The 20,240-nt window shown below is 70.3% G+C and carries 15 protein-coding genes; 10 read left to right on the forward strand and 5 right to left on the reverse strand.

The annotated features are described in order from the left end of the window. Positions 1 to 20 precede the first annotated feature (20 nt). Positions 21 to 194, reverse strand: a complete 174-nt coding sequence (locus tag ACWCPI_RS23275; protein ID WP_451039906.1) for a hypothetical protein — start codon at positions 192 to 194, stop codon at positions 21 to 23. A 614-nt stretch (positions 195 to 808) separates the two neighbouring features. On the opposite strand from ACWCPI_RS23275, the gene ACWCPI_RS23280 reads away from it, so the two are divergent. The 9 genes from ACWCPI_RS23280 (at position 809) to ACWCPI_RS23320 (ending at position 14,458) form a co-directional block, all read left to right on the forward strand. Next, positions 809 to 4,534, forward strand: a complete 3,726-nt coding sequence (locus ACWCPI_RS23280) for a sensor histidine kinase (RefSeq protein ID WP_451039907.1) — start codon at positions 809 to 811, stop codon at positions 4,532 to 4,534. Positions 4,535 to 4,543: 9 nt separating this feature from the next. Continuing rightward, positions 4,544 to 4,957, forward strand: a complete 414-nt coding sequence (locus tag ACWCPI_RS23285; protein ID WP_030216565.1) for a roadblock/LC7 domain-containing protein — start codon at positions 4,544 to 4,546, stop codon at positions 4,955 to 4,957. Positions 4,958 to 5,069: 112 nt separating this feature from the next. After that, a complete protein-coding gene (locus ACWCPI_RS23290) occupies positions 5,070 to 5,468 on the forward strand; it encodes a DUF742 domain-containing protein (protein ID WP_003997626.1) in 399 nt (132 codons plus the stop codon). Next, entirely contained in the window at positions 5,449 to 6,024 is a 576-nt protein-coding gene (locus ACWCPI_RS23295) for a GTP-binding protein (protein ID WP_388801008.1), read from the forward strand. The genes ACWCPI_RS23290 and ACWCPI_RS23295 overlap by 20 nt, the downstream gene beginning before the upstream one ends. 387 nt (positions 6,025 to 6,411) lie before the next feature. Then, complete coding sequence (locus ACWCPI_RS23300) at positions 6,412 to 9,684, forward strand: nitrate- and nitrite sensing domain-containing protein (RefSeq protein WP_451039908.1); 3,273 nt, start codon at positions 6,412 to 6,414, stop codon at positions 9,682 to 9,684. A 10-nt stretch (positions 9,685 to 9,694) separates the two neighbouring features. After that, positions 9,695 to 10,108, forward strand: a complete 414-nt coding sequence (locus ACWCPI_RS23305) for a roadblock/LC7 domain-containing protein (protein ID WP_004983065.1) — start codon at positions 9,695 to 9,697, stop codon at positions 10,106 to 10,108. A gap of 94 nt (positions 10,109 to 10,202) precedes the next feature. After that, a complete protein-coding gene (locus ACWCPI_RS23310) occupies positions 10,203 to 10,775 on the forward strand; it encodes a DUF742 domain-containing protein (RefSeq protein WP_451039909.1) in 573 nt (190 codons plus the stop codon). Continuing rightward, positions 10,756 to 11,337 carry a GTP-binding protein gene (locus ACWCPI_RS23315; RefSeq protein ID WP_031224757.1) on the forward strand — a complete coding sequence of 194 codons (582 nt, stop codon included), beginning with the start codon at positions 10,756 to 10,758 and terminating at the stop codon, positions 11,335 to 11,337. The genes ACWCPI_RS23310 and ACWCPI_RS23315 overlap by 20 nt, the downstream gene beginning before the upstream one ends. Before the next feature lie 91 nt (positions 11,338 to 11,428). Continuing rightward, positions 11,429 to 14,458, forward strand: coding sequence for an NACHT N-terminal Helical domain 1-containing protein (locus ACWCPI_RS23320; protein WP_451039910.1), 3,030 nt, complete (start codon positions 11,429 to 11,431; stop codon positions 14,456 to 14,458). Between the two features lie 58 nt (positions 14,459 to 14,516). On the opposite strand, the gene ACWCPI_RS23325 is transcribed toward ACWCPI_RS23320, so the two are convergent. The 3 genes from ACWCPI_RS23325 to ACWCPI_RS23335 form a co-directional block, all read right to left on the reverse strand. Then, complete coding sequence (locus ACWCPI_RS23325) at positions 14,517 to 14,711, reverse strand: acyl-CoA carboxylase subunit epsilon (protein WP_451039911.1); 195 nt, start codon at positions 14,709 to 14,711, stop codon at positions 14,517 to 14,519. Between the two features lie 57 nt (positions 14,712 to 14,768). Next, a complete protein-coding gene (locus ACWCPI_RS23330; protein ID WP_451039912.1) occupies positions 14,769 to 16,352 on the reverse strand; it encodes an acyl-CoA carboxylase subunit beta in 1,584 nt (527 codons plus the stop codon). 154 nt (positions 16,353 to 16,506) lie between these two features. Further along, on the reverse strand, positions 16,507 to 18,831 hold the full coding sequence (locus ACWCPI_RS23335; RefSeq protein ID WP_451040016.1) for a polysaccharide lyase 8 family protein: 2,325 nt from the start codon (positions 18,829 to 18,831) through the stop codon (positions 16,507 to 16,509). Positions 18,832 to 18,968: 137 nt separating this feature from the next. Between ACWCPI_RS23335 and ACWCPI_RS23340 the strand changes: the two genes are divergently transcribed. Continuing rightward, entirely contained in the window at positions 18,969 to 19,520 is a 552-nt protein-coding gene (locus ACWCPI_RS23340; protein ID WP_451039913.1) for a YceI family protein, read from the forward strand. A gap of 42 nt (positions 19,521 to 19,562) precedes the next feature. Here ACWCPI_RS23340 and ACWCPI_RS23345 read toward each other — a convergent pair whose 3' ends face one another. Then, the gene (locus ACWCPI_RS23345) at positions 19,563 to 20,132 is read right to left on the reverse strand and encodes a YdeI/OmpD-associated family protein (RefSeq protein WP_451039914.1); all 570 of its coding nucleotides are present in this window, start codon (positions 20,130 to 20,132) and stop codon (positions 19,563 to 19,565) included. Between the last annotated feature and the right edge of the window lie 108 nt (positions 20,133 to 20,240).

Here is a 20,240-nt window from a genome sequence, read left to right on the forward strand (position 1 = left end):
ATCGGCCGTCGGTCCCCGTACTAGACGGCGGCGGTGGCGGCGACGGGGATCTCCTGGAGGATGGTGCGCTTGGGGTTCGCGGTCTGTGCGGGAAGGTCGAGCGAGTGCTCCGGCTGCTGCGGGGTCTGCAGTTCGCCGGCGTCGTCGAGGTGCGCCAGCGTCGTGCGCCGCGGGTTGGCTATCGTGCGGATCATCGTCGTCTTCACGGTTGTACTGAGCCCTGTCGTGACAAGGCGCCGCGGAGGGGCCTGAGGGCCGGGTCTCCGGGCGCGGGTTGGCAGAAACATCCCTCTTGTAAAGGGTCAGGCTAGACACGCGGTTCCCACCGGACGCTGCCAAGACCCTCGATCGGCATGTGAGTTTGCTCACGGGAGCACGGACAAAACGGTCAACTCAGACTCGCAATCGACCGTACCGAAACGGACATTGAGCACCTGAAGCCCGCATTCCGCTCCTGATCATGGCGACTGGGACACCCCTCGCACCCCGTCGGCTCGCGGGCATACGTCCGATATGAGTGGGATCAGGTTCTACGACAGGTAGTCTCACCCTCACTTGGTGTCACCTAGGTCACGGCTCGACCAACGGGCCTTGTTGGAGATCCTGCACTGTGCTGGAATTCCACGGACCGCCGCAGCATCGAGCCGGCGCACAGGGGGCGCACCGAGCGCCTTGTGGCGGCGAGAAGGGGGAGCCAGCGCCGGTCCACCACGACCATCAGGGAGCGTATTCAGGGCGCTCCCCGACACGCCGACACCGTGCCCGTCCGTTCACGCGGAGGGTGCCTGGTCCAGAGGTTGCGACGCTAGTGCAGGGACGTTTCAAGAGGGATGGCAGCGCTTCGGCGGAGCCGGAGCACGGCGGGGCCGACCGGGGTCCCTCGCCCCAGCACGCCCACAACCAAGGCGCGGCTCCGTCCGTGGACAGCGGTGAGCGCTCCGGGCGCCCCGCCGTGTCGGCGTCCTCGGGGCCGGCCGGCCCCTCCGCGCCGCCGGCGAAGAAGGCCCCCAAGGGCACGGTCGGCCCGGGCTCGCGAATAGCCCTGCGCAACTGGCGTATCTCCACGCGCCTGGTCGCCCTGCTGACCCTTCCCGTGGTCGCCGCCACCTCGCTGGGCGCACTGCGCATCAGCGACAACATGGACGACATCCAGCAGCTCGAGAACATGAAGCTGCTGACGGACATGACCAAGCGCGCCACCGAACTCGCCGCGGCGCTCCAGGACGAGCGCGACCAGTCGGCCGGTCCGCTCGCGCACGGCGCCAAGGCGACCGACTACACGGTCAAGGGCTACCGCGACAAGACGGACCGGGCCGCGGAGAGCTTCCGGGAGGCCTCCGAGGAGGTCGACAACAACAGCGAGGACGGCAACCTCAAGGGCGTCCGCGACAACCTCGTTCAGCTCGTCGGCGACCTGAACAACATCGCGAAGATCCGCAACACCGCCTACGAGGCCAAGGACAACTCCACCCAGACGGTGGAGGCGTACCACCGCCTGATCACCAACCTGCTGGGCCTCTCCCAGGACATGGCGGAGGCGACCAGCAACCCGGAGATGATCCGCAGCACGCGCGCCCTGGCGGCCTTCTCCAACGCCAAGGAGTACGCGTCCGTCCAGCGCGCCGTCCTCGCGGCGGCGCTGCCCGCGAACAACGACACCGTCGGCGACCTGTCCGAGAACGACCGTCTCTACGCCGACTCCGCCCTGACGAGCCAGCGCTCCGAGATCAAGGCCTTCCGGAACATCTACGGCACGCAGGCCGCCGCCGACCTGCTGAAGTCGATCGAGCAGAACAACCCGACGATCACGGCCAGCGACAAGTACGCCAGCCGTGCGCTCAGCAACCCGAACGCCCTCAACGACCTGGAGAAGCGCTCCTACCGCGACTGGGTCGACGACAGCACCACCAAGATCCAGCAGATGCGCGCCATCGAGACGACGCTGCTGGAGGACATGGAGCAGAAGGCCCGCGAGCTGCGCAACGAGTCGGAGCGCGAGGCGATCATCTCCGGTGCGCTGATCCTGCTCGTGCTCGGTGTCTCGCTGGTCGGCGCCTTCGTCGTGGCCCGCTCCATGATCCGCTCGCTGCGCCGCCTGGAGGAGACCGCCACCAAGGTCGCCCAGGACCGTCTGCCCGAGCTGGTCAAGCAGCTGTCCGAGTCCGACCCGCAGGACGTCGACACGTCCGTGGAGTCGGTCGGTGTGCACTCCCGGGACGAGATCGGCCAGGTGGCCGCGGCCTTCGACGACGTGCACCGCGAGGCGGTCCGCCTCGCTGCCGAGCAGGCCCTGCTGCGGGGCAACGTCAACGCGATGTTCACCAACCTCTCGCGCCGCTCCCAGGGCCTCATCCAGCGTCAGCTGTCGCTCATCTCCGAACTGGAGTCCCGCGAGGCCGACCCGGACCAGCTGTCCTCGCTGTTCAAGCTCGATCACCTCGCGACCCGCATGCGCCGTAACGGTGAGAACCTCCTCGTTCTCGCCGGTGAAGAGCCCGGCCGCCGCTGGACCCGCCCGGTCCCGCTGGTCGACGTGCTCCGCGCCGCCGCATCCGAGGTGGAGCAGTACGAGCGCATCGAGCTGGCCTCCGTGCCGACCACCGAAGTGGCCGGCCGCGTGGTCAACGACCTCGTGCACCTGCTCGCCGAGCTGCTGGAGAACGCGACCTCGTTCTCCTCCCCGCAGACCAAGGTCAAGGTCACCGGTCACGCGCTGCCCGACGGCCGCGTGCTGATCGAGATCCACGACACCGGCATCGGCCTCTCCCCCGAGGACCTCGCGGCGATCAACGAGCGGCTCGCCTCGCCGCCCACCGTGGACGTCTCCGTCTCCCGCCGCATGGGCCTCTTCGTGGTCGGTCGTCTGTCGCAGCGGCACGGCATCCGCATCCAGCTGCGTCCGTCCGACTCCGGCGGTACGACCGCGCTGGTCATGCTTCCCGTCGATGTCGCCCAGGGCAACAAGAAGCCCGCTCCGGGCAAGCCCGGTCCGGGCGGCCCGGGTGGCTCCGGTGGTCCTGCCGCCGCGCAGGCCGCGGCCGGTGCGGCGGCCGCCCGTCGCCAGGCCCAGGCCGCCGGCGGCTCCCTCGGCGCCGGTGCGCCCGGCGGGGGCCGGCTCGGTGCCGGTCAGGGCCCGCGGGCAGCGCTTCCGGGGCGTGACGGTGGCGGGCTTCCGGGTGCGCCGCGTGGACCGCAGGGTCCGGGCGGGCCCTCGCAGGGCCGTCCTCCGGCCGGTGCGGGCGCCGGGTTCGGCGGCCAGGCTCCGGGCGCCCCGCAGGGGCTCCAGGCAGCGGGCATGGGCCAGGACCCGTTCGGCTCCGGCCAGGACGCGTTCGGTGCGGGTCAGGACGCCTTCGGTGGCGGTCAGGACGCCTTCGGCGGCTCCGGCGGCCGTGAGCAGTCGCGGCCGCAGACCCCGCCGCCGTCCTCCGGTGGCGAGAAGAGCCGTCGTGGCGGCCGTCGGCCGCAGCTGCCGCCGCGCGGTGGCGCGCGTGCGGAGCTGCCGGGCGGCAACCAGCCTTCCCGTCCGAGCTGGAGCGACGAGAACGCTCAGCCTCCGGTGCCGCGCTCCTCGCTCGACGCGCCGCGCGGACACGACGAGGACCCCGCGCAGACGTCCCGGATGCCGCGCTTCGACGACCGTCAGGGCCACGGTTCGACGTCCGAGATGCCGGCGGTCCCGCGCAACGACGGCCGCCAGGGTCAGAGCTCTCCCTCCGACTTCGACCGCCCCGGTGTGAACGGCCGGCAGAACTCGGGTGGCTTCGTCCGCCCGGATGTCTTCGGCACACCGACCGGGCATGACAGCCAGTCGCAGACGGGCCAGTTCCCCGCTGCGCAGGGCTACGACAACGGCTCGACGGGCCAGCACGCCCTGCCCGGCCGCCACAACCCCGACTCCACCGGGCAGTTCGAGCGGCCCCAGGTCAACGGCGCCTTCGGCGGCCCCGCCGACTTCGGCGCCCCGCAGCCCCCGGCCCCGGCGCGTCCGCAGCAGCGGCCCGCCCGCCAGGAGCCCGAGGCACTGCCGCCGGCGACGGGTCCGGGTGACGGGCGCACCCCGCTGTACGACACGCTGGAGACCAACTGGTTCCACGGTCAGCAGCGTCAGACGGGCTCCGACGGCTCCGCCCCGGGTGCCCCGCAGCAGCAGTCGCAGGCTCCGGCGGCGGCTCCGCAGTCGTCCGCTCCGCAGTCCTCCGCCCCGCAGTCGTCCTCCGCTTCCCAGCGGACCTCGTCGACCGCTTGGCGCAGCTCGCCGAACGACGATCTCGTCCGGCAGGCCGAACGCGTCCGGCAACCGGCCGCGGGCGGCGTCACCACCTCCGGCCTGCCGCGCCGGGTGCCCAGGGCGAACCTCGTCCCGGGTACGGCTCAGCAGCAACAGCACCAACCCGGTCCGCAGGTCTCCCGTGCGCCTGACGACGTACGCGGCCGGCTGACCAATCTCCGTCGGGGTATCGCACAAGGCCGTCAGGTCGGCAGCGGCCAGACCGGCAGCTTCCCGAACCCCACTCACCAGCAGGAGCGTTAGTTGAGTCCGATGAGCCAGGCGGCACAGAACCTCAACTGGTTGATCACCAACTTCGTTGACAACACCCCGGGTGTGTCCCACACCGTCGTCGTGTCGGCCGACGGCCTTCTGCTGGCACTGTCGGAGGGCTTCCCGCGCGACCGTGCAGACCAGCTGGCGGCCGTCGCGTCGGGCCTGACCTCGTTGACCGCGGGAGCCTCCCGTATCTTCGAGGGCGGCAGCGTGGCTCAGACCGTCGTGGAGATGGAACGAGGATTCCTCTTCCTCATGTCCGTCTCGGACGGTTCGTCCCTCGCCGTGCTGGCCCATCCGGAATGTGACATCGGCCTCGTCGGCTACGAGATGGCGCTGCTGGTCGATCGAGCGGGCGCGGTACTCACGCCGGATCTGCGCGCTGAACTCCAAGGCAGTCTGCTCCACTGATCACCCACGGATCCACCCGTCTCACCAAATCACCGTCCGGCCGCCACAATCCCCCCACCGGCCATGACCAGACGGCTTGACTGACCGACTTGCTGTCCCGCCCGGAGGATTCATGACCCCGCCCACCGCCTCTCATGATCCGTACGCGGAGCCGTACGAGGATGAGGGCGACCAGCCGCTGGTACGTCCGTACGCGATGACCGGCGGCCGGACCCGGCCGCGCTACCAGCTGGCCATCGAGGCCCTGATCAGCACCACGGCCGACCCGGCAGCGCTCATGGGGCTCCTTCCGGAGCACCAGCGGATCTGCCACCTGTGCCGTGAGGTGAAGTCGGTCGCGGAGGTGTCGGCGCTCCTGTCCATGCCCCTCGGTGTGGCCCGGATCCTCGTCGCCGACCTGGCCGAGGCCGGCCTGGTCGCCATCCACCAGCCGGGCGGCGACGAGAACAACGGCGGCGCTCCGGATGTGACGCTGCTCGAAAGGGTGCTCAGTGGACTTCGCAAGCTCTGAACCGGGCCGGGCGACCACCTCCGCGAAGATCGTGGTGGCGGGTGGCTTCGGCGTGGGCAAGACCACGTTCGTGGGCGCCGTCTCGGAGATCAACCCGCTGCGCACAGAGGCCGTGATGACCTCGGCGAGCGCGGGCATCGACGACCTCACGCACACCGGGGACAAGACCACCACCACGGTGGCCATGGACTTCGGCCGTATCACCCTGGACCAGGACCTGATCCTGTACCTCTTCGGTACGCCCGGCCAGGACCGCTTCTGGTTCATGTGGGACGACCTCGTGCGCGGCGCGATCGGTGCCGTCGTCCTGGTGGACACCCGCCGTCTCGCCGACTGCTTCCCGGCGGTCGACTACTTCGAGAACAGCGGCCTGCCGTTCGTCGTGGCGCTCAACGGATTCGACGGGCACCAGCCGTACCAGCCCGAGGAAGTACGCGAGGCGCTGCAGATCGGTCCGGACACCCCGATCATCACGACGGACGCCCGGCACCGCTCGGATGCGAAGAGCGCGCTGATCACGCTGGTCGAGCACGCCTTGATGGCACGGCTGCGGTAGATCAAGTCGGAAGCGTTATACGGCAGTTGTCGTAGATGTGACGGAGCCGGCTGTGGCCTTTGACACGGCCGGCTCCCTTGTTCATAACGTTTCGGCAGAGGAATCGGGTGGTACGGCCACGCGTCGCGGTCGACCGGTCTCGCTGCGCGCACAAACGCCCCGCCTTTTGGCGGGGCTCGCTCTTTATGACCGTTTTATCTAGGGCTTACATCACTCCGAATCCGCCGCTTCCACTGTTTGGAAGAGCGCAGGCCGTCGTGCTGGAATGCCTGAACTGCCCAATAGTCAAAGACGTACTCGTCAGTACTGCGTACTCGATGGCGAACTGGGCTCTGAGAGACTGCGGCACAACGTTGGTGCCGACCCCGCCGGAAGGTTGTTGGTCGAGTGAGGCGAAGCAAGAACAGTCCCGAGCCGTCGGCCCGGGGCAACTTCACCCCGCCGCCGCGCGGAGCGGCGCCCGCCCCTGTGCCCGGATCGGAACCCACGGCGGCCCCGGCGGCCGGTGGCCGGTTCTCGCCACGCAACTGGCGTGTGCCGACCCGACTGAACGCGATCCTGCTCATACCCGTGCTGGTCGGCCTCGTCATGGGCGGCTTCCAGGTGAAGAGCTCGATCGACACCTGGCAGGAGGCCGAGGACGCGGAGAACACCGCGCGCCTGGTCGCCGCCGCGCTGACCTACGGTGACGCGCTCCTCGAAGAGCGCGACGTGACGGCCGCTCCCCTGCTCCAGGGCAAGGGCGAGGACGACCCGACGGTCGTCAAGGCCCGGGCCGCCACCGACAAGGCCGCCGACGCCTTCGACGAGGCCGCCCAGAACATGCCGGACCGGCCCAACCTGGAGCGCCGTCTGGAGCGGTTCCGCGAGGTGGAGCCGGATCTGACGGAACTGCGCGCGGCCGCCTACACCAACAAGCTCACCGGCGTGGAGACCGAAGAGGGCTACGTCAACGTCGAGCACCGGCTGCTGGAGTTCTCCAACGAGCTCGGCCTCGGCACCGGCAACATCACCAGCTACGGCCGTACGGTCTACGCCATCTCGCTGACCAAGGGCGCGCTCTCCCTGGAGCGCTCCATCGGCATGCACATGCTGATCAAGCCGGGTCCCGAGCGCACCGATCTGGCCAGGCAGCGCGTCGCCCTCTCCTCGTACGCCTACCTGGAGGGCATCGCCATCCAGGAGTACCAGAGCGGTGGCACCGAGCAGGACAACCAGCGGCTCAAGGACGCCGAGACGCAGATCAAGGCCGACGGCGCCGCCATGGCCGCCCAGGCCAAGCAGAAGAACCCGGACTACGTCGCCCCGCCGGCCAAGCCCACCGCCATGGTCACGCTGCTCGCCCAGCTGACCTCCACCGACCCCGCTGAGCGCGCCGCGCTCGCCGCGAAGGGCGTCACCGCGCAGAACTGGTGGGCGGTCAACACACTCAAGTACAACGCCTACCGCGACATCGAGAACGACCTCGCCAACACCGCGGTGAACGAGGCCTCGGTCATCGCCGACGACGCCAAGCGCGACGCCCTCATCACCGGTGCCGCCGTCGTCGTCGCCCTGCTCGTCGCCTTCATCCTGGCCGGTGCCGTGGCCCGCCAGATGAGCCGCTCGATGCGCCAGCTGCGCAACGCCGCCTTCGGCATCGCCGAGCAGCGCCTGCCGATGCTGGTCGACCAGCTCTCTCGCACCGACCCCGGCCGCGTGGACACCCGTGTCGCGCCCATCCCGATCAACACCCGCGACGAGATCGGCGAGGTCGCCCGCGCCTTCGACCAGGTCCACCGCGAGGCCGTCCGGCTCGCCGCCGAGCAGGCCCTGCTGCGGGGCAACATCAACGCGATCTTCACCAACCTCTCGCGCCGCAACCAGTCGCTGATCGAGGGCCAGCTGACCCTGATCACCGATCTGGAGAACAACGAGGCCGACCCGGACCAGCTGGAGAACCTCTTCAAGCTGGACCACCTCGCGACCCGTATGCGCCGCAACGGCGAGAACCTCCTGGTCCTCGCGGGCGAGGAGCCCGGCCGCCGCTGGGACCAGCCGGTCCCGCTGGTCGACGTGCTGCGCGCCGCCTCCTCCGAGGTGGAGCAGTACGAGCGCATCGAGCTCTCCGGCGTCCCGGAGGCCGAGATCCACGGCCGCGCCGTGACCGACCTCGTGCACCTGCTGGCCGAGCTGCTGGAGAACGCCACGACGTTCTCCTCCCCGCAGACCAAGGTCCGCGTCACCGCGACCCGCCTCCCCGACGGCCGCGTCATGATCGAGATCCACGACAAGGGCATCGGCCTGACCGCCGAGGACTTCGCGGACATCAACCACAAGCTCGCGAACCCGCCCACCGTCGACGCGGCGATATCCCAGCGCATGGGCCTGTTCGTGGTCGGCCGGCTGTCGGACCGGCACGGCATCCGGGTCCAGCTGCGCCCCTCCGGCGAGCAGGCGGGCACCACCTCGCTCGTCATGCTGCCCGACGCGATCACCCACGGCGGTGGCGGCGAGCACCAGCCCATGCAGGACGAGTTCACCGTCTCGCAGATCATCCCGGAGCAGGACTTCCAGGGTGAGAACTTCAGCCAGCCGATGCGTACGGCCGCCGAGCTCGGCTTCGACGACAGCCGCTACGTCGAGGTGCCGGACGACGCCCGCGAGCTGGACCCCGTCGGCCGCTCCCTGATGCGCGAGGAGCGCCGCGCCGCCCTGGAGGCCCAGGCCCACGGCCAGGAGGCCCCGGAGACGTCCGGGTACGACGAGTTCACCGGTCAGCAGGCCTACGGCGACCGCAGCGGCTTCACCGAGCAGCCCGGCGGCTACGACCCGCAGCAGTCGTACGAAGAGCAGCAGCAGGCTTCGTACGAAGAGCAGCAGCAGGCTTCGTACGGGGAGCAGCACGCCGCGTACGACGCGCCTCAGCGTGCCGACTACGAAGAGCCCCGGCAGCCGTCGTACGACGACGCGTACTACGCGCCCAACGGCGGCCTGCGGCAGAACGACACCTTCTCGACGGGAAGCGGCTACCCCGAGCCCTCGTATCCGGAGCCGGCCCGTGAGGAGCCCGCGGCCCCGAGCGGCTCGGCCTCCGAGACCTTCCCGGCCTTCGAGCAGCGGCGTCACCAGGACGACTGGCCGCAGTCGAACGGCTACCGCAACGGCTACCCGGACAGTTACGCTCCGGAAACGGAATCCGCGCAGGCCGATGACGCGAACGAGCGTGACCGCGTAGGCTTCGACCGTCCGGGACCGGCCCCCTCCGCCGCCCACGAGCTGACCGACGCCGGGCTTCCCCGCCGCGGATCCACCGCGAGCGGCAGCAACGGCGCACGGCCCGTACGGCAGGAAGCGCCGGCCTCCGCGCCGGAGGGCAAGGGCGACAGCGACTGGCGTTCGCAGAACGACGAGCGCTGGCAGCAGGCCTCGCAGCTCCGGAAGCCCAAGGCGGGCGGGGTGACCTCCTCCGGCCTGCCGCGGCGGGTACCCAAGGCCAACCTGGTCGAGGGAGCCGCCGCAACCACCCCCCAGGGGGGCCCACAGGTCTCCCGCGCTCCCGAGGACGTCCGGGGCAGGCTGAGCAACCTGCGCCGGGGTGTCCAGAGGGGTCGCAGTGCGGGAAGTGAAACGAACGGCCAGGGCTTCGGTCCTGACAGCACCTACAACCAGGAGCGTTAGTGTGAGCCCGATGAGCCAGGCGGCACAGAACCTGAACTGGTTGATCACCAACTTCGTGGACAACACCCCCGGGGTGTCTCACACGGTGGTGGTCTCCGCCGACGGACTCCTTCTGGCGATGTCCGAAGGCTTCCCGCGCGACCGCGCCGATCAGCTCGCGGCCGTCGCCTCCGGTCTGACGTCTCTGACGGCAGGCGCCTCCCGCATCTTCGAGGGTGGCAGCGTGAACCAGACGGTTGTGGAGATGGAGCGGGGATTCCTCTTCATCATGTCCATTTCCGACGGTTCGTCACTCGCGGTCCTCGCGCACCCGGAAGCGGACATCGGCCTCATCGGGTACGAGATGGCGCTTCTGGTCGACCGTGCCGGTACGGTCCTGACACCGGATCTGCGTGCGGAGCTCCAGGGGAGCCTGCTCAACTAACAGACAGTCGGTGCGTTTTGGCGTCCCGGGGCCGTAAGGTTTCGGGACGCGGCTCCCATGTTGGGTGCCAGGCACAGTCGGAGGAGGAGAGAAAGTGGCAACACCCCCAGACGGTTCGTCATCGGGCAACTGGTCGTACGGCCCTGCCCAGGGTCAGCACGACGGTTCCCAGAACCGGTACAACTTCCCCTCCTCGCCGAGCCAGCGGCAGCCGTACGCACCGCAGGGCCCCGGGCCCTCTCCGTACGACCAGCCGCCGGCGCCGCGCATCCAGCCGGTGCAGCCGCAGCGACGCGCCCCTGAGCCGGCGCCCGCCGGGGCGTCGAACAACCCCCTGGTGCGCCCGTACGCCATGACCGGCGGCCGGACGCGCCCGCGCTACCAGCTCGCCATCGAGGCGCTGGTGCACACCACCGCGCAGCCGCACCAGATGCAGGGCCAGCTGCCCGAGCATCAGCGGATCTGCAACCTCTGCCGGGAGATCAAGTCGGTCGCCGAGATCTCGGCGCTCCTCACGATCCCTCTCGGCGTGGCCAGGATCCTCGTCGCCGACTTGGCGGAGGCGGGCCTGGTCGCCATCCATCAGCCCGGCGGCGACGAGAACGCCGGCGGCCAGCCAGACGTGACACTGCTCGAAAGGGTGCTCAGTGGACTTCGCAAGCTCTAGCGGCGGTCCTTCCCGCTCCACCACCTCCGCGAAGATCGTGGTGGCGGGCGGCTTCGGCGTGGGCAAGACCACGTTCGTCGGCGCCGTCTCGGAGATCAACCCGCTGCGCACAGAGGCCGTGATGACGTCTGCTTCGGCGGGCATCGACGACCTCACCCACACCGGAGACAAGACGACCACGACGGTCGCCATGGACTTCGGCCGTATCACCCTGGACCAGGACCTGATCCTGTACCTCTTCGGTACGCCCGGCCAGGACCGCTTCTGGTTCATGTGGGACGACCTGGTGCGCGGCGCCATCGGCGCCGTCGTTCTCGTCGACACCCGGAGGCTCGCCGACTGCTTCCCGGCCGTCGACTACTTCGAGAACAGCGGGCTGCCGTTCGTCATCGCCCTCAACGGCTTCGACGGCAACCAGCCGTACAACCCGGACGAGGTGCGCGAGGCCCTGCAGATCGGCCCCGACACCCCGATCATCACGACGGACGCCCGCCACCGCGCGGACGCCAAGTCGACGCTGATCACGCTGGTCGAGCACGCCCTGATGGCACGGCTGCGCTAGCGGCACCGCCTTTCGGCACGTTTTGGTTGCGGCCCCCGTTCCTCCTGTGGGAGGGATGGGGGCCGTAAGTCGTTCGGGGAGGGGTACGGGGATGAGCGCTGAGGCAGCCGCGTTACGGCTGGGGACGACCGTGGCGAACACGGCGGCGCAGATCTGGCTGGGGGGCAAGCGGCGCGAGCAGGAACGCCACCTGTCCATCGAGGAGTTGGCCCGGGTGCGGGTGCCCGGGGTGAAGTTCTCGCGGACTGTGAAGCGGCAGTTCGAGCAGATCGCGGACGCGGTCTTCGACCGTCTGGAGCCGTTCCTGGAGCACGAGTTCCGGGGTCTGGAGGAATCCGGGCGGCTGTCGGTGATCGACGCCGTGTGCGACACGTTCGCGGCGGCGGACCTCTCCGACGAGGCGCTGCTCGCGGCGGACGCCCAGCCGGCCGAACTGATCCGGCGGATCACCCGCGAGGCGCGCCCGCCGGTGGGGCTGGGCGAGGCGGAGGGCGCTCTGTACGAGCGGCTGTTCACCGAGTGCGTGGAGTACTACGTACGGATCGTGCGGAGTCTGCCGGTGTTCGAGGAACGGGCGTTGACGGAGTTGCTCGCGCGCACGACGTCGGTGGGCGCGGAGATCGCCCGGGTGCTGGAGCGGTTGCCGGACCGGTCGCTCTTCGCGCCGGAGGGGACCGACCGGGACGAGGAGTTCCGGCGACGGTACCTGGAACTGGTCAGCGCCTCGCTGGACGAGGTGGAGCTGTTCCGCCGTACTTCGGACCGGGGGGCGGCGCTGGCTCGGCTGTCGATGGCGTATGTGAGCCTGCGGGCGACGGGCGATGACGGGACTACCCGGCGGGCGGCTGGGAGGCGCTCCTCGCCACTGTTGCGGCCGGACATGAGCGACTGGGAGGACGGCGGCCGGGGGGACGCCGCCGGGATGCGTGTCGAGGCCGCTCTGGGGGGCGCCTCGCGCGTGCTGCTGCGCGGCGAGGCGGGCTCGGGCAAGACGACCCTCCTGCGGTGGCTCGCGGTCACCGCGGCGCGGGGTGCGTTCGCGGGTGAGCTGGGCGGGTGGAACGGCTTGACGCCGGTGATCGTGAAGCTGCGGGAGTACAGCGGGCGGGCACTTCCGCTCCCGGAGGCGATGCTGGACTCGGTGGCCGGGCACATCACGGGGGTCATGCCGAGGGCGTGGGTGGAGCGGCAGTTGTCCGAGGGCAAGGTGCTCCTGCTCATCGATGGCGTGGACGAGTTGCTGGACGGTGAGCGGCGTGCCGTACGGGAGTGGCTGCGCAAGCTGCTGGCGGCGTACGGGGACGTGCGGGTGGTCGTCACCTCGCGGCCGGCTGCCGCAGGGGCGGACTGGCTGCGACGGGAGGAGTTCACGCCGCTGCACCTGGACCGCATGACCCCGCCCGACCTAGCGGCCTTCGTACGGCAGTGGCATCAGGCGGTGCGGGAGCTGGCCGAGGAGCTGCCCTGCGCGGTGGAGGAGCTGCCGCAGTACGAGCAGTCGTTGCTGAACAGCCTGAAGGACCGGCCGCATCTGCAGTCGCTCGCGGGGACGCCGTTGCTGGCGTCGATGCTGTGCGCGATGCATCTGAACCGGGGCAGCCAACTCCCCCGAGACCGGATGGAGTTGTACCGGAACGCGCTGCACACCCTGGTCCATGAGCGGGACGCGCACCGGAACGTCCCCAGCGCCGTCGACAGCAGACTGAGCCTCGGGGACAAGCTGGTGCTGCTGCGGGATCTGGCGTGGCGGTTGTCCGACAACAACCGGAGCGAGATTTCCCTGGAACAGGCGGGGAGATACGTCGGCCGCAAGCTGTCGGGGATGCGGCACCTGGACGAGCAGGACGGCGGACGGGTTCTTGACCAACTGCGGGGACGCTCGGGGGTGCTGCGCTCCCCCGCCCTGGGGCGGCTGGACTTCGTGCACCGGACGTTCCAGGAGTACCTGGCCGCCGAGGAGGCAATGGAGGAGGACCGCATCGGCAACCTTGTCGGACGGGCTCACCTGGACATCTGGCGCGAGACGATCATCATGGCCGCGGGCCGTGCCAACCGGCCCCAGCGGGAGGAACTGCTCGGCGGGATCCTGGACCGGGCGGAGGAGGAACCCCGGCACGCGCGGCGGCTGCGACTGTTGGCGGCGGCCTGCCAGGAGACGGTCCTGGAGGTCTCCGACGAACTGGCGGGGCGGCTGGACGCGGCAGTGGAGGCGTTGTTGCCGGCCCGGCGGGTGACGGATCCGCCTGCGCTGGCGGCGGTAGGCACGAGTCTGCTGCGGAGACTGCCCCGGTCCCTGGGGCACCTGTCGGGCAAGTCGGCGGCACAGACCGTACGAACAGTGGCGCTCATCGGCGGTGAGGATGCGCTGTCGCTGCTCGCGGGCTATGTGGGGGACGAGCGCAACGAGGTCATCGCGGAACTCATCGACGCCTGGGCCTACTTCGATGCGGACATGTACGCGGACCGCGTGCTGACCGGGCTTCCGCTGAAGAGGAGGAGCATCACGCTCACGCACTCCGGTCAGTGGCAAGTCGCGCCCAGGCTGAGGTCGCTGACCCACGTGACGATCACCTACCCCGTCACGGACTTCTCGGCCTTGAGTGAACTCCCCCCGCTGGAGCAGCTCGTCGTCACCCGGCACCGGGGCACACCCGATCTCTCGGCGCTCCGTGCCCAGCCGCAGCTGACCTCGCTCGGCCTGGGGGGCAGCGGCGCTTTGCAGCACGTCGAGGCACTGGGCGACCTACGGGAGCTGGAGTTCTTGGCGCTCGGGCTCCGTGGCGCACCAGATCTGAAGCGGTTGCGCCTCGCCTCGCGGGTCGTCACCCTCACATTGGGAGAGGTGGAGGAGACCACCGACCTGGCGCTACTGGCGAACTGTTCCGGCATCCGGAGCCTGGACCTGTGGACGGTGACCACCTGCCTGCCGAGGGGCATCGATGCCCTCGCCGCCCTGCCCAAGCTGACCAGCCTGAGCTTGCACGGAGTGGACGTGGCTGCCTGGTTGCGGACGGCTCGGTTCCCGCCTCCGACGGTGACACGCCTTCGCCTGTACGACTGCACCCTTCCCGAGGACCTCGGCTCGCTCGTCATCCCGGGTGTGGACGTCCAGGTCCGCTGACCCAGCGCTAGGCCCCGCCCTCCGGAAGGAGAACGGGGCCGTAGCCAAACTCAAGAACTCAGCGCCAGCTGTGCGGCGCCCGGAACCCCGGCTCGCGCTCCAGGCGGCGCCAGCCGGCCTTGGCGCGGCCGCGGTGGGCCGGGGCGGCGTCGGTCGGCTGGGCGGCGGCGCGGGCCAGCAGGATCGCCGTGAGGGCCGCGACTTCCTCGGGCTCGGCGTGGCCCTTCTCGACGCGAATATCAGGGAGGTTCATGGGTGTCAGTCTCCGTGAGAGAGAGGTCCGCGGGGTTGCCGCGAAGGGTCCGCTGGGTTACTGCGGGGGGTTGCCGTGCTTGCGGGAGGGCAGGTCGGCGTGCTTGGTGTGGAGCATCGCCAGGGACTTGATGAGCACCTCGCGGGTCTCCGCGGGGTCGATCACGTCGTCCACCAGGCCACGCTCGGCCGCGTAGTAGGGGTGCATGAGCTCGGACTTGTACTCCTTGACCATGCGGGAGCGCATGGCCTCGGGGTCCTCGGCCTCGGCGATCTGCCGGCGGAAGATGACGTTGGCCGCACCCTCGGCACCCATCACGGCGATCTCGTTCGTCGGCCAGGCGTAGGTGAGGTCCGCGCCGATGGACTGGCTGTCCATGACGATGTAGGCGCCGCCGTACGCCTTGCGCAGGATCAGGGAGATTCGGGGGACGGTCGCGTTGCAGTAGGCGTACAGCAGCTTCGCACCGTGGCGGATGATTCCGCCGTGCTCCTGGTCGACGCCCGGCAGGAATCCGGGGACGTCCAGGAAAGTGACGATCGGGATGTTGAAAGCATCACACATCTGGACAAAGCGCGCAGCCTTCTCCGACGCCTCGATGTCCAGCACACCGGCCAGCACCTGCGGCTGGTTCGCGATGATGCCGACCACCTGGCCGTCCAGTCGGGCCAGCGCGCAGATGATGTTCCGCGCCCAGCGCTCGTGGACCTCCAGGTACTCGCCGTCGTCGACGATCTCCTCGATGACCTTCGCCATGTCGTACGGCCGGTTGCCGTCCGCCGGGACCAGGTCCAGGAGCACCTCGCTGCGGCGGTCCGGGGCGTCCGAGGACTCCGCCCGGGGCGGGTTCTCGCGGTTGTTCTGCGGGAGCAGCGACAGGAGGTAGCGGACCTCCGCGATGCACGTCTCCTCGTCGTCGTACGCGAAGTGGCAGACACCGCTCGTCTCCGCGTGCACGTCCGCGCCGCCCAGGCCGTTCTGGGTGATCTCCTCGCCGGTCACCGCCTTGACCACGTCCGGGCCGGTGATGAACATCTGCGAGGTCTCACGGACCATGAAGACGAAGTCCGTCAGGGCCGGGCTGTACGCCGCGCCGCCCGCGCACGGGCCCAGCATCACGCTGATCTGCGGGATGACGCCGGACGCCTTGGTGTTGCGCTGGAAGATGCCGCCGTACCCGGCGAGGGCCGAGACGCCCTCCTGGATACGGGCGCCCGCGCCGTCGTTCAGGGAGACCAGAGGGGCACCGGCCGCGATGGCCATGTCCATGATCTTGTGGATCTTCGTGGCGTGGGCCTCGCCCAGCGCGCCGCCGAAGATGCGGAAGTCATGGGCGTAGACGAAGACCGTACGGCCCTCCACCGTGCCCCAGCCGGTGATGACACCGTCGGTGTACGGCTTCTTGGCCTCCAGGCCGAACCCCTGCGCGCGATGCCGGCGCAGCTGCTCGACCTCCCGGAAGGAGCCCGGGTCCAGCAGCAGCTCGATCCGCTCCCGGGCGGTCAGCTTGCCCTTGGCGTGCTGCGCGGCGGTCGCCTTCTCGCTCGGGCCGGCCAGGGCCTGCGCACGAATCTCGTGCAGCTCGGCCGTCCGTCCGCGGGCGTCGATCGGCTCACCCGGTGCCTCATCCAAAACGGTCATGTAGTGACCTTACGAAGGACACCGAGGAAAGCGGGCCGTTGACTCCGTACAGTCTCCGGCGCGTTTTCCTGGCACCACTGAACAGAACCATGGCCGCATGCAGCCTTTCCGACTGCTCAGAGGGCGTGCGCGTTGTGGGGGTCGAACAAAGCCGTCAGGGGAGAACCACCTCACATCGGTGGACCCCGCATACCACCCCTGGAGTGACGCGGACGCGCAGTCGGCGGCCCGTCGCGAGGATCTCGACCGTGTCGTCCGCCCGCAGGATCCGGCCCACCGGGTGGTCCCAGGTGATCTCCAGCGGTCGGCCCGTACGGGGCGGCTCGCTCACGCAGAGCGTAGCGGTACGGCCCCGGCGGCGAAGCAGCACACTCGCGCCGGCGGAGGCCGTCAGCGGGCCTGCCGTACCCGGCTGCCAGAAGGTGGCGGCGGTGAGGCCCAGGGACGGGACACGGACCGCCTGGCGCCCCGTGTCGTTGGCGAGGACCGACAGCCAGCGCGCGCAGTGCGCGGCGCGCGCCGCCACCGCGCCCCGGTGGGCACCCGGCATCAGCACGTAGAGGTACGCGGCGTCCGTCGGGTCCGTGCCGTGGTCCAGCCACAGGGTCTGCCAGCGCCGGGTGCGACGCTCGGGCGTACCGCCTGTGTTGATGTCGGCCCAGGCTCCGGTGCGGTCCTCGCGCAGGGTGCGCAGATCGCCGTACGGGACCACCCAGCCGCCGTGGCCCTCCAGGTGGGCCCAGCCGGGTCCGCGGGTGAAGGCCCGGGTGCCGCCCTCCCCCAGGTTGCGGTTGTCGACGACCGTCTCGACGGGGACGCCGTCGGCGCAGGTGATCCCCGCCCCCAGGCAGATCACGGCGTCCGCGACGCAGAACCACGACTTACGGGCTTCGAGGGTCGAGCCGAGCCCCTTCAGGTGCTGCCCGATCGCCGCGTACTCGCCGTCGGTCGTGCCGCCGACCCAGCGCACGTCGGGCTTGGGCGCGCCCCACTCCCCGCCGGCCCGGTCGGGGAGGCGCCGGGTGGAGACGGTCGCACCGGGGAGGCGGTACCAGTCGACGGTCGGCCAGTACCAGTCCGTGTACTGGTCGCCGGTGCCCTGGGCCCACCACGAGAGCATGCCGGCACCGGTGTGCCAGCCGCGGGGATTCTCGCCGTTGCCGCACTCGTAGTGGGCGATGCGCTCGCTCGCCATGGCGATGTGGGCGACGAAGCCGGGGCGGCGGTGCACGGCCCGGTCCATGGCGGCGAAGAGGTGGTGGGCGGTGGGTTCGGGGGTGGCGGGGACGGGCGAGCCGGCGATCGCGTGCAGGCGGGCCAGGTCACCCGTACCGAACTGAGGAGCCGTCAGGATCGGTGCCACCGTGTCCCGTTCGATCCATCCCTTGACGCGGCCGTACCAACGCTCGCGCTCCGTCGCGCTCGCGCCGTCCGCGAGGAGGGCCACCGCGGCGATGACGCCCTGCCCGTGGAAGTGGTCGCTGCGCATCACCTGCCGGTCGTCCGCCTTGAGCAGACCCCGGCTGATGGCACGGCCGTTGACGCCGTCCATCATCAGCCCGTCGTGGACGAGCGGCGCGAACGCCCGCTCGACGCTGTCGAGGACGATCTGCTTGTTCGGGTCCGTGACCTCCCACTCGGATCCGGCGAGCAGGGCCAGGAGGCGGCCGAGGCCGTCGAGGAGGACCTGGCCGTAGGTGCCGGAGTAGGCGACCCAGGTGTGCTGGACGAACGACCCGTCGGCGTAGAGGCCGTCGCCTTCGGTGACGTACGGGAAGACCGGGGAGAGGGCGTCCCGGGCGAGCGCGAGCTTCGCCGGTGCCCGGCCGAGGATGCCGCGCAGGGCGACGCCGCGGCACAGGTCGACGCGGTTGGCCCCGGTGGAGGTGCCGGAGTAGTCGCCGAGCATCGAGTCCGGGACGAAGTGATCGACGGCCGCACAGGCGGCGGCGACCCGGGCCTCGCCGAGGTGGTCGTACAGGGCGGCCGTGATGTCCGTCAGCAGGCGCGGGCTGCCGATCTGCCATTCCCACCAGTTGCCGTACCGGGTGATGGAGGGGTTGTAGACGGTGGCGCCGAGATGGTCGAGGCCGCGCAGCACGTCGGCCAGGAGGGACGGGTCGGCGGTGCAGCCGGTGCCCTGCTGGACGTAGGCCCGCGCCATCGTCCACAGGCGACCGTAGCTCTGGGTGATGCCGGCGGGAGGGTCGTAGGGGTGGTCGGGCCACAGCGAGGTGGGGGTGGGGGCCATGGTGGCCCGGAAGCGGCGGGCCAGGGTGCCGGTCTCGGCGAGGCGGGCGGCGTACGGCTCCGCCGCGGGGTCGTAGCCGGCACCGAGGGCGATGTCCAGCCAGCGCAGGCGCAGGGCGTCGTACGGGTCGGGGGCGGCGTCCGCCGCTCGGGCCGGGGTACGGGCTCCTTGGGCAGACGTCGCGGTGAGGGCGGCGGCGCACAGGAAGGCACGGCGCGTGAAGGTCATGCTCATGCCCATACCACGTAACGGTACGTGATGCCACAGACACGTCCTCGATTCAGTTGAACATTGAACGGAATAGGTCTACGGTGGGTCGCGTTGAGGTAGTTAAAGATTCAACATCAACGCGGAGGAGCGCAGCCATGAACACCGACCTGACCCCCCTGACCGGCGACTACACGATCGACGCGGCCCACTCCACGATCGGCTTCACCGTCCGGCACGCGATGGTCACCAACGTCAAGGGCAAGTTCCTCGACTTCAGCGGTTCGCTGCACCTGGACGGCGCCGATCCGTCGGCGTCCTCGGCGTCCATCGACGTCAAGATGGACAGCATCGACACCGGCTCCGCGGACCGCGACGGCCACCTCAAGAGCGCGGACTTCTTCAGGACGGACGAGTTCCCGACGATGACGTTCCGCTCCACCGGGGCGGAGTCCCTCGGTGGCGACGACTTCCGCATCACCGGCGATCTGACGATCCTCGGCACCACGAAGCCGATCACCATCGACCTGGAGTTCAACGGCGCCGCGAAGGACCCCTTCGGCAACGAGCGCGTCGGCTTCGAGGGCAAGGCGCAGCTCCTGCGCTCCGAATGGGGCCTGACCTGGAACGCGGCTCTGGAGACGGGCGGCGTGCTGGTCTCGGACAAGATCAAGCTGAACTTCGACATCTCGGCGATCAGGAACGCGTGAACCCTTCGCGCCCTTCGACGACGGCGCCGGCGAGCCCTCGGCTCACCGGCGCCTCGTCAGTTCCCGCAGGATCGCGGCGACCCGCCTCTCCCGGCCGCGCGGGGTCCGGGCCCGCAGCAGACCGAGCATGACCTGGTAGCGCTCGGTCCGGCCCAGCGCGTCGAAGGCGGCCGCCGCAGCCGGGTCCCTCTTCAGCGCCGCGGCCAGCTCGTCCGGGGCCTCTGCCCTGCTCTGCGACTCGTACGCCGCCTGCCAGCGCCCGTCCGCCCGGGCCGCCGCCACCTCGGCGAGACCCGCCGGACGCATGCGCCCCTCGGCGGTCAGTTCCGCCACGCGCCGCACATTGACCATCGACCACAGGCTGCCGGGCCGACGTGGCGTGATCCGCTGCAGATAGGACGACGCGTCCAGGCCCTTGCGCTGTCCCGTGATCCAGCCATGACACAGCGCCACGTCGTTGACCTCGGCGGCGGTGACGGACCGGATCCCCGAGCCCTTCTTGGCGATCTCCACCCAGAGGCCGGGGTGCGGGGCGGGGTGGGCCGTCAGCCAGGCGTCGAGAGCGGCGGTCGACGCGAAGGCGAGGGACGGGGTGTCGTCGGAGGAGGCCATACGGGCACGCTAGGCCGGATACAGGTCAGATCCTGTCCTATGTGCCAGGCCAAAACCGGGGAGGGGCCGAGAGCCCGAGAGCCCGAGAGTCCGAGGCGGCGCCGCGCG

Source organism: Streptomyces sp. NPDC001920 (assembly GCF_053594495.1).

Bases quoted from the DNA above. Each gene is read 5' to 3' on its own strand.
- ACWCPI_RS23285 (WP_030216565.1), top strand. From the start codon at position 4,544: ATGAGCCAGGCGGCACAGAACCTCAACTGGTTGATCACCAACTTCGTT.
- ACWCPI_RS23290 (WP_003997626.1), top strand. From the start codon at position 5,070: ATGACCCCGCCCACCGCCTCTCATGATCCGTACGCGGAGCCGTACGAG.
- ACWCPI_RS23330 (WP_451039912.1), bottom strand. From the start codon at position 16,352: ATGACCGTTTTGGATGAGGCACCGGGTGAGCCGATCGACGCCCGCGGA.
- ACWCPI_RS23340 (WP_451039913.1), top strand. From the start codon at position 18,969: ATGAACACCGACCTGACCCCCCTGACCGGCGACTACACGATCGACGCG.
- ACWCPI_RS23305 (WP_004983065.1), top strand. From the start codon at position 9,695: ATGAGCCAGGCGGCACAGAACCTGAACTGGTTGATCACCAACTTCGTG.
- ACWCPI_RS23275 (WP_451039906.1), bottom strand. From the start codon at position 194: ATGATCCGCACGATAGCCAACCCGCGGCGCACGACGCTGGCGCACCTC.
- ACWCPI_RS23335 (WP_451040016.1), bottom strand. From the start codon at position 18,831: ATGACCTTCACGCGCCGTGCCTTCCTGTGCGCCGCCGCCCTCACCGCG.
- ACWCPI_RS23320 (WP_451039910.1), top strand. From the start codon at position 11,429: ATGAGCGCTGAGGCAGCCGCGTTACGGCTGGGGACGACCGTGGCGAAC.
- ACWCPI_RS23325 (WP_451039911.1), bottom strand. From the start codon at position 14,711: ATGAACCTCCCTGATATTCGCGTCGAGAAGGGCCACGCCGAGCCCGAG.
- ACWCPI_RS23345 (WP_451039914.1), bottom strand. From the start codon at position 20,132: ATGGCCTCCTCCGACGACACCCCGTCCCTCGCCTTCGCGTCGACCGCC.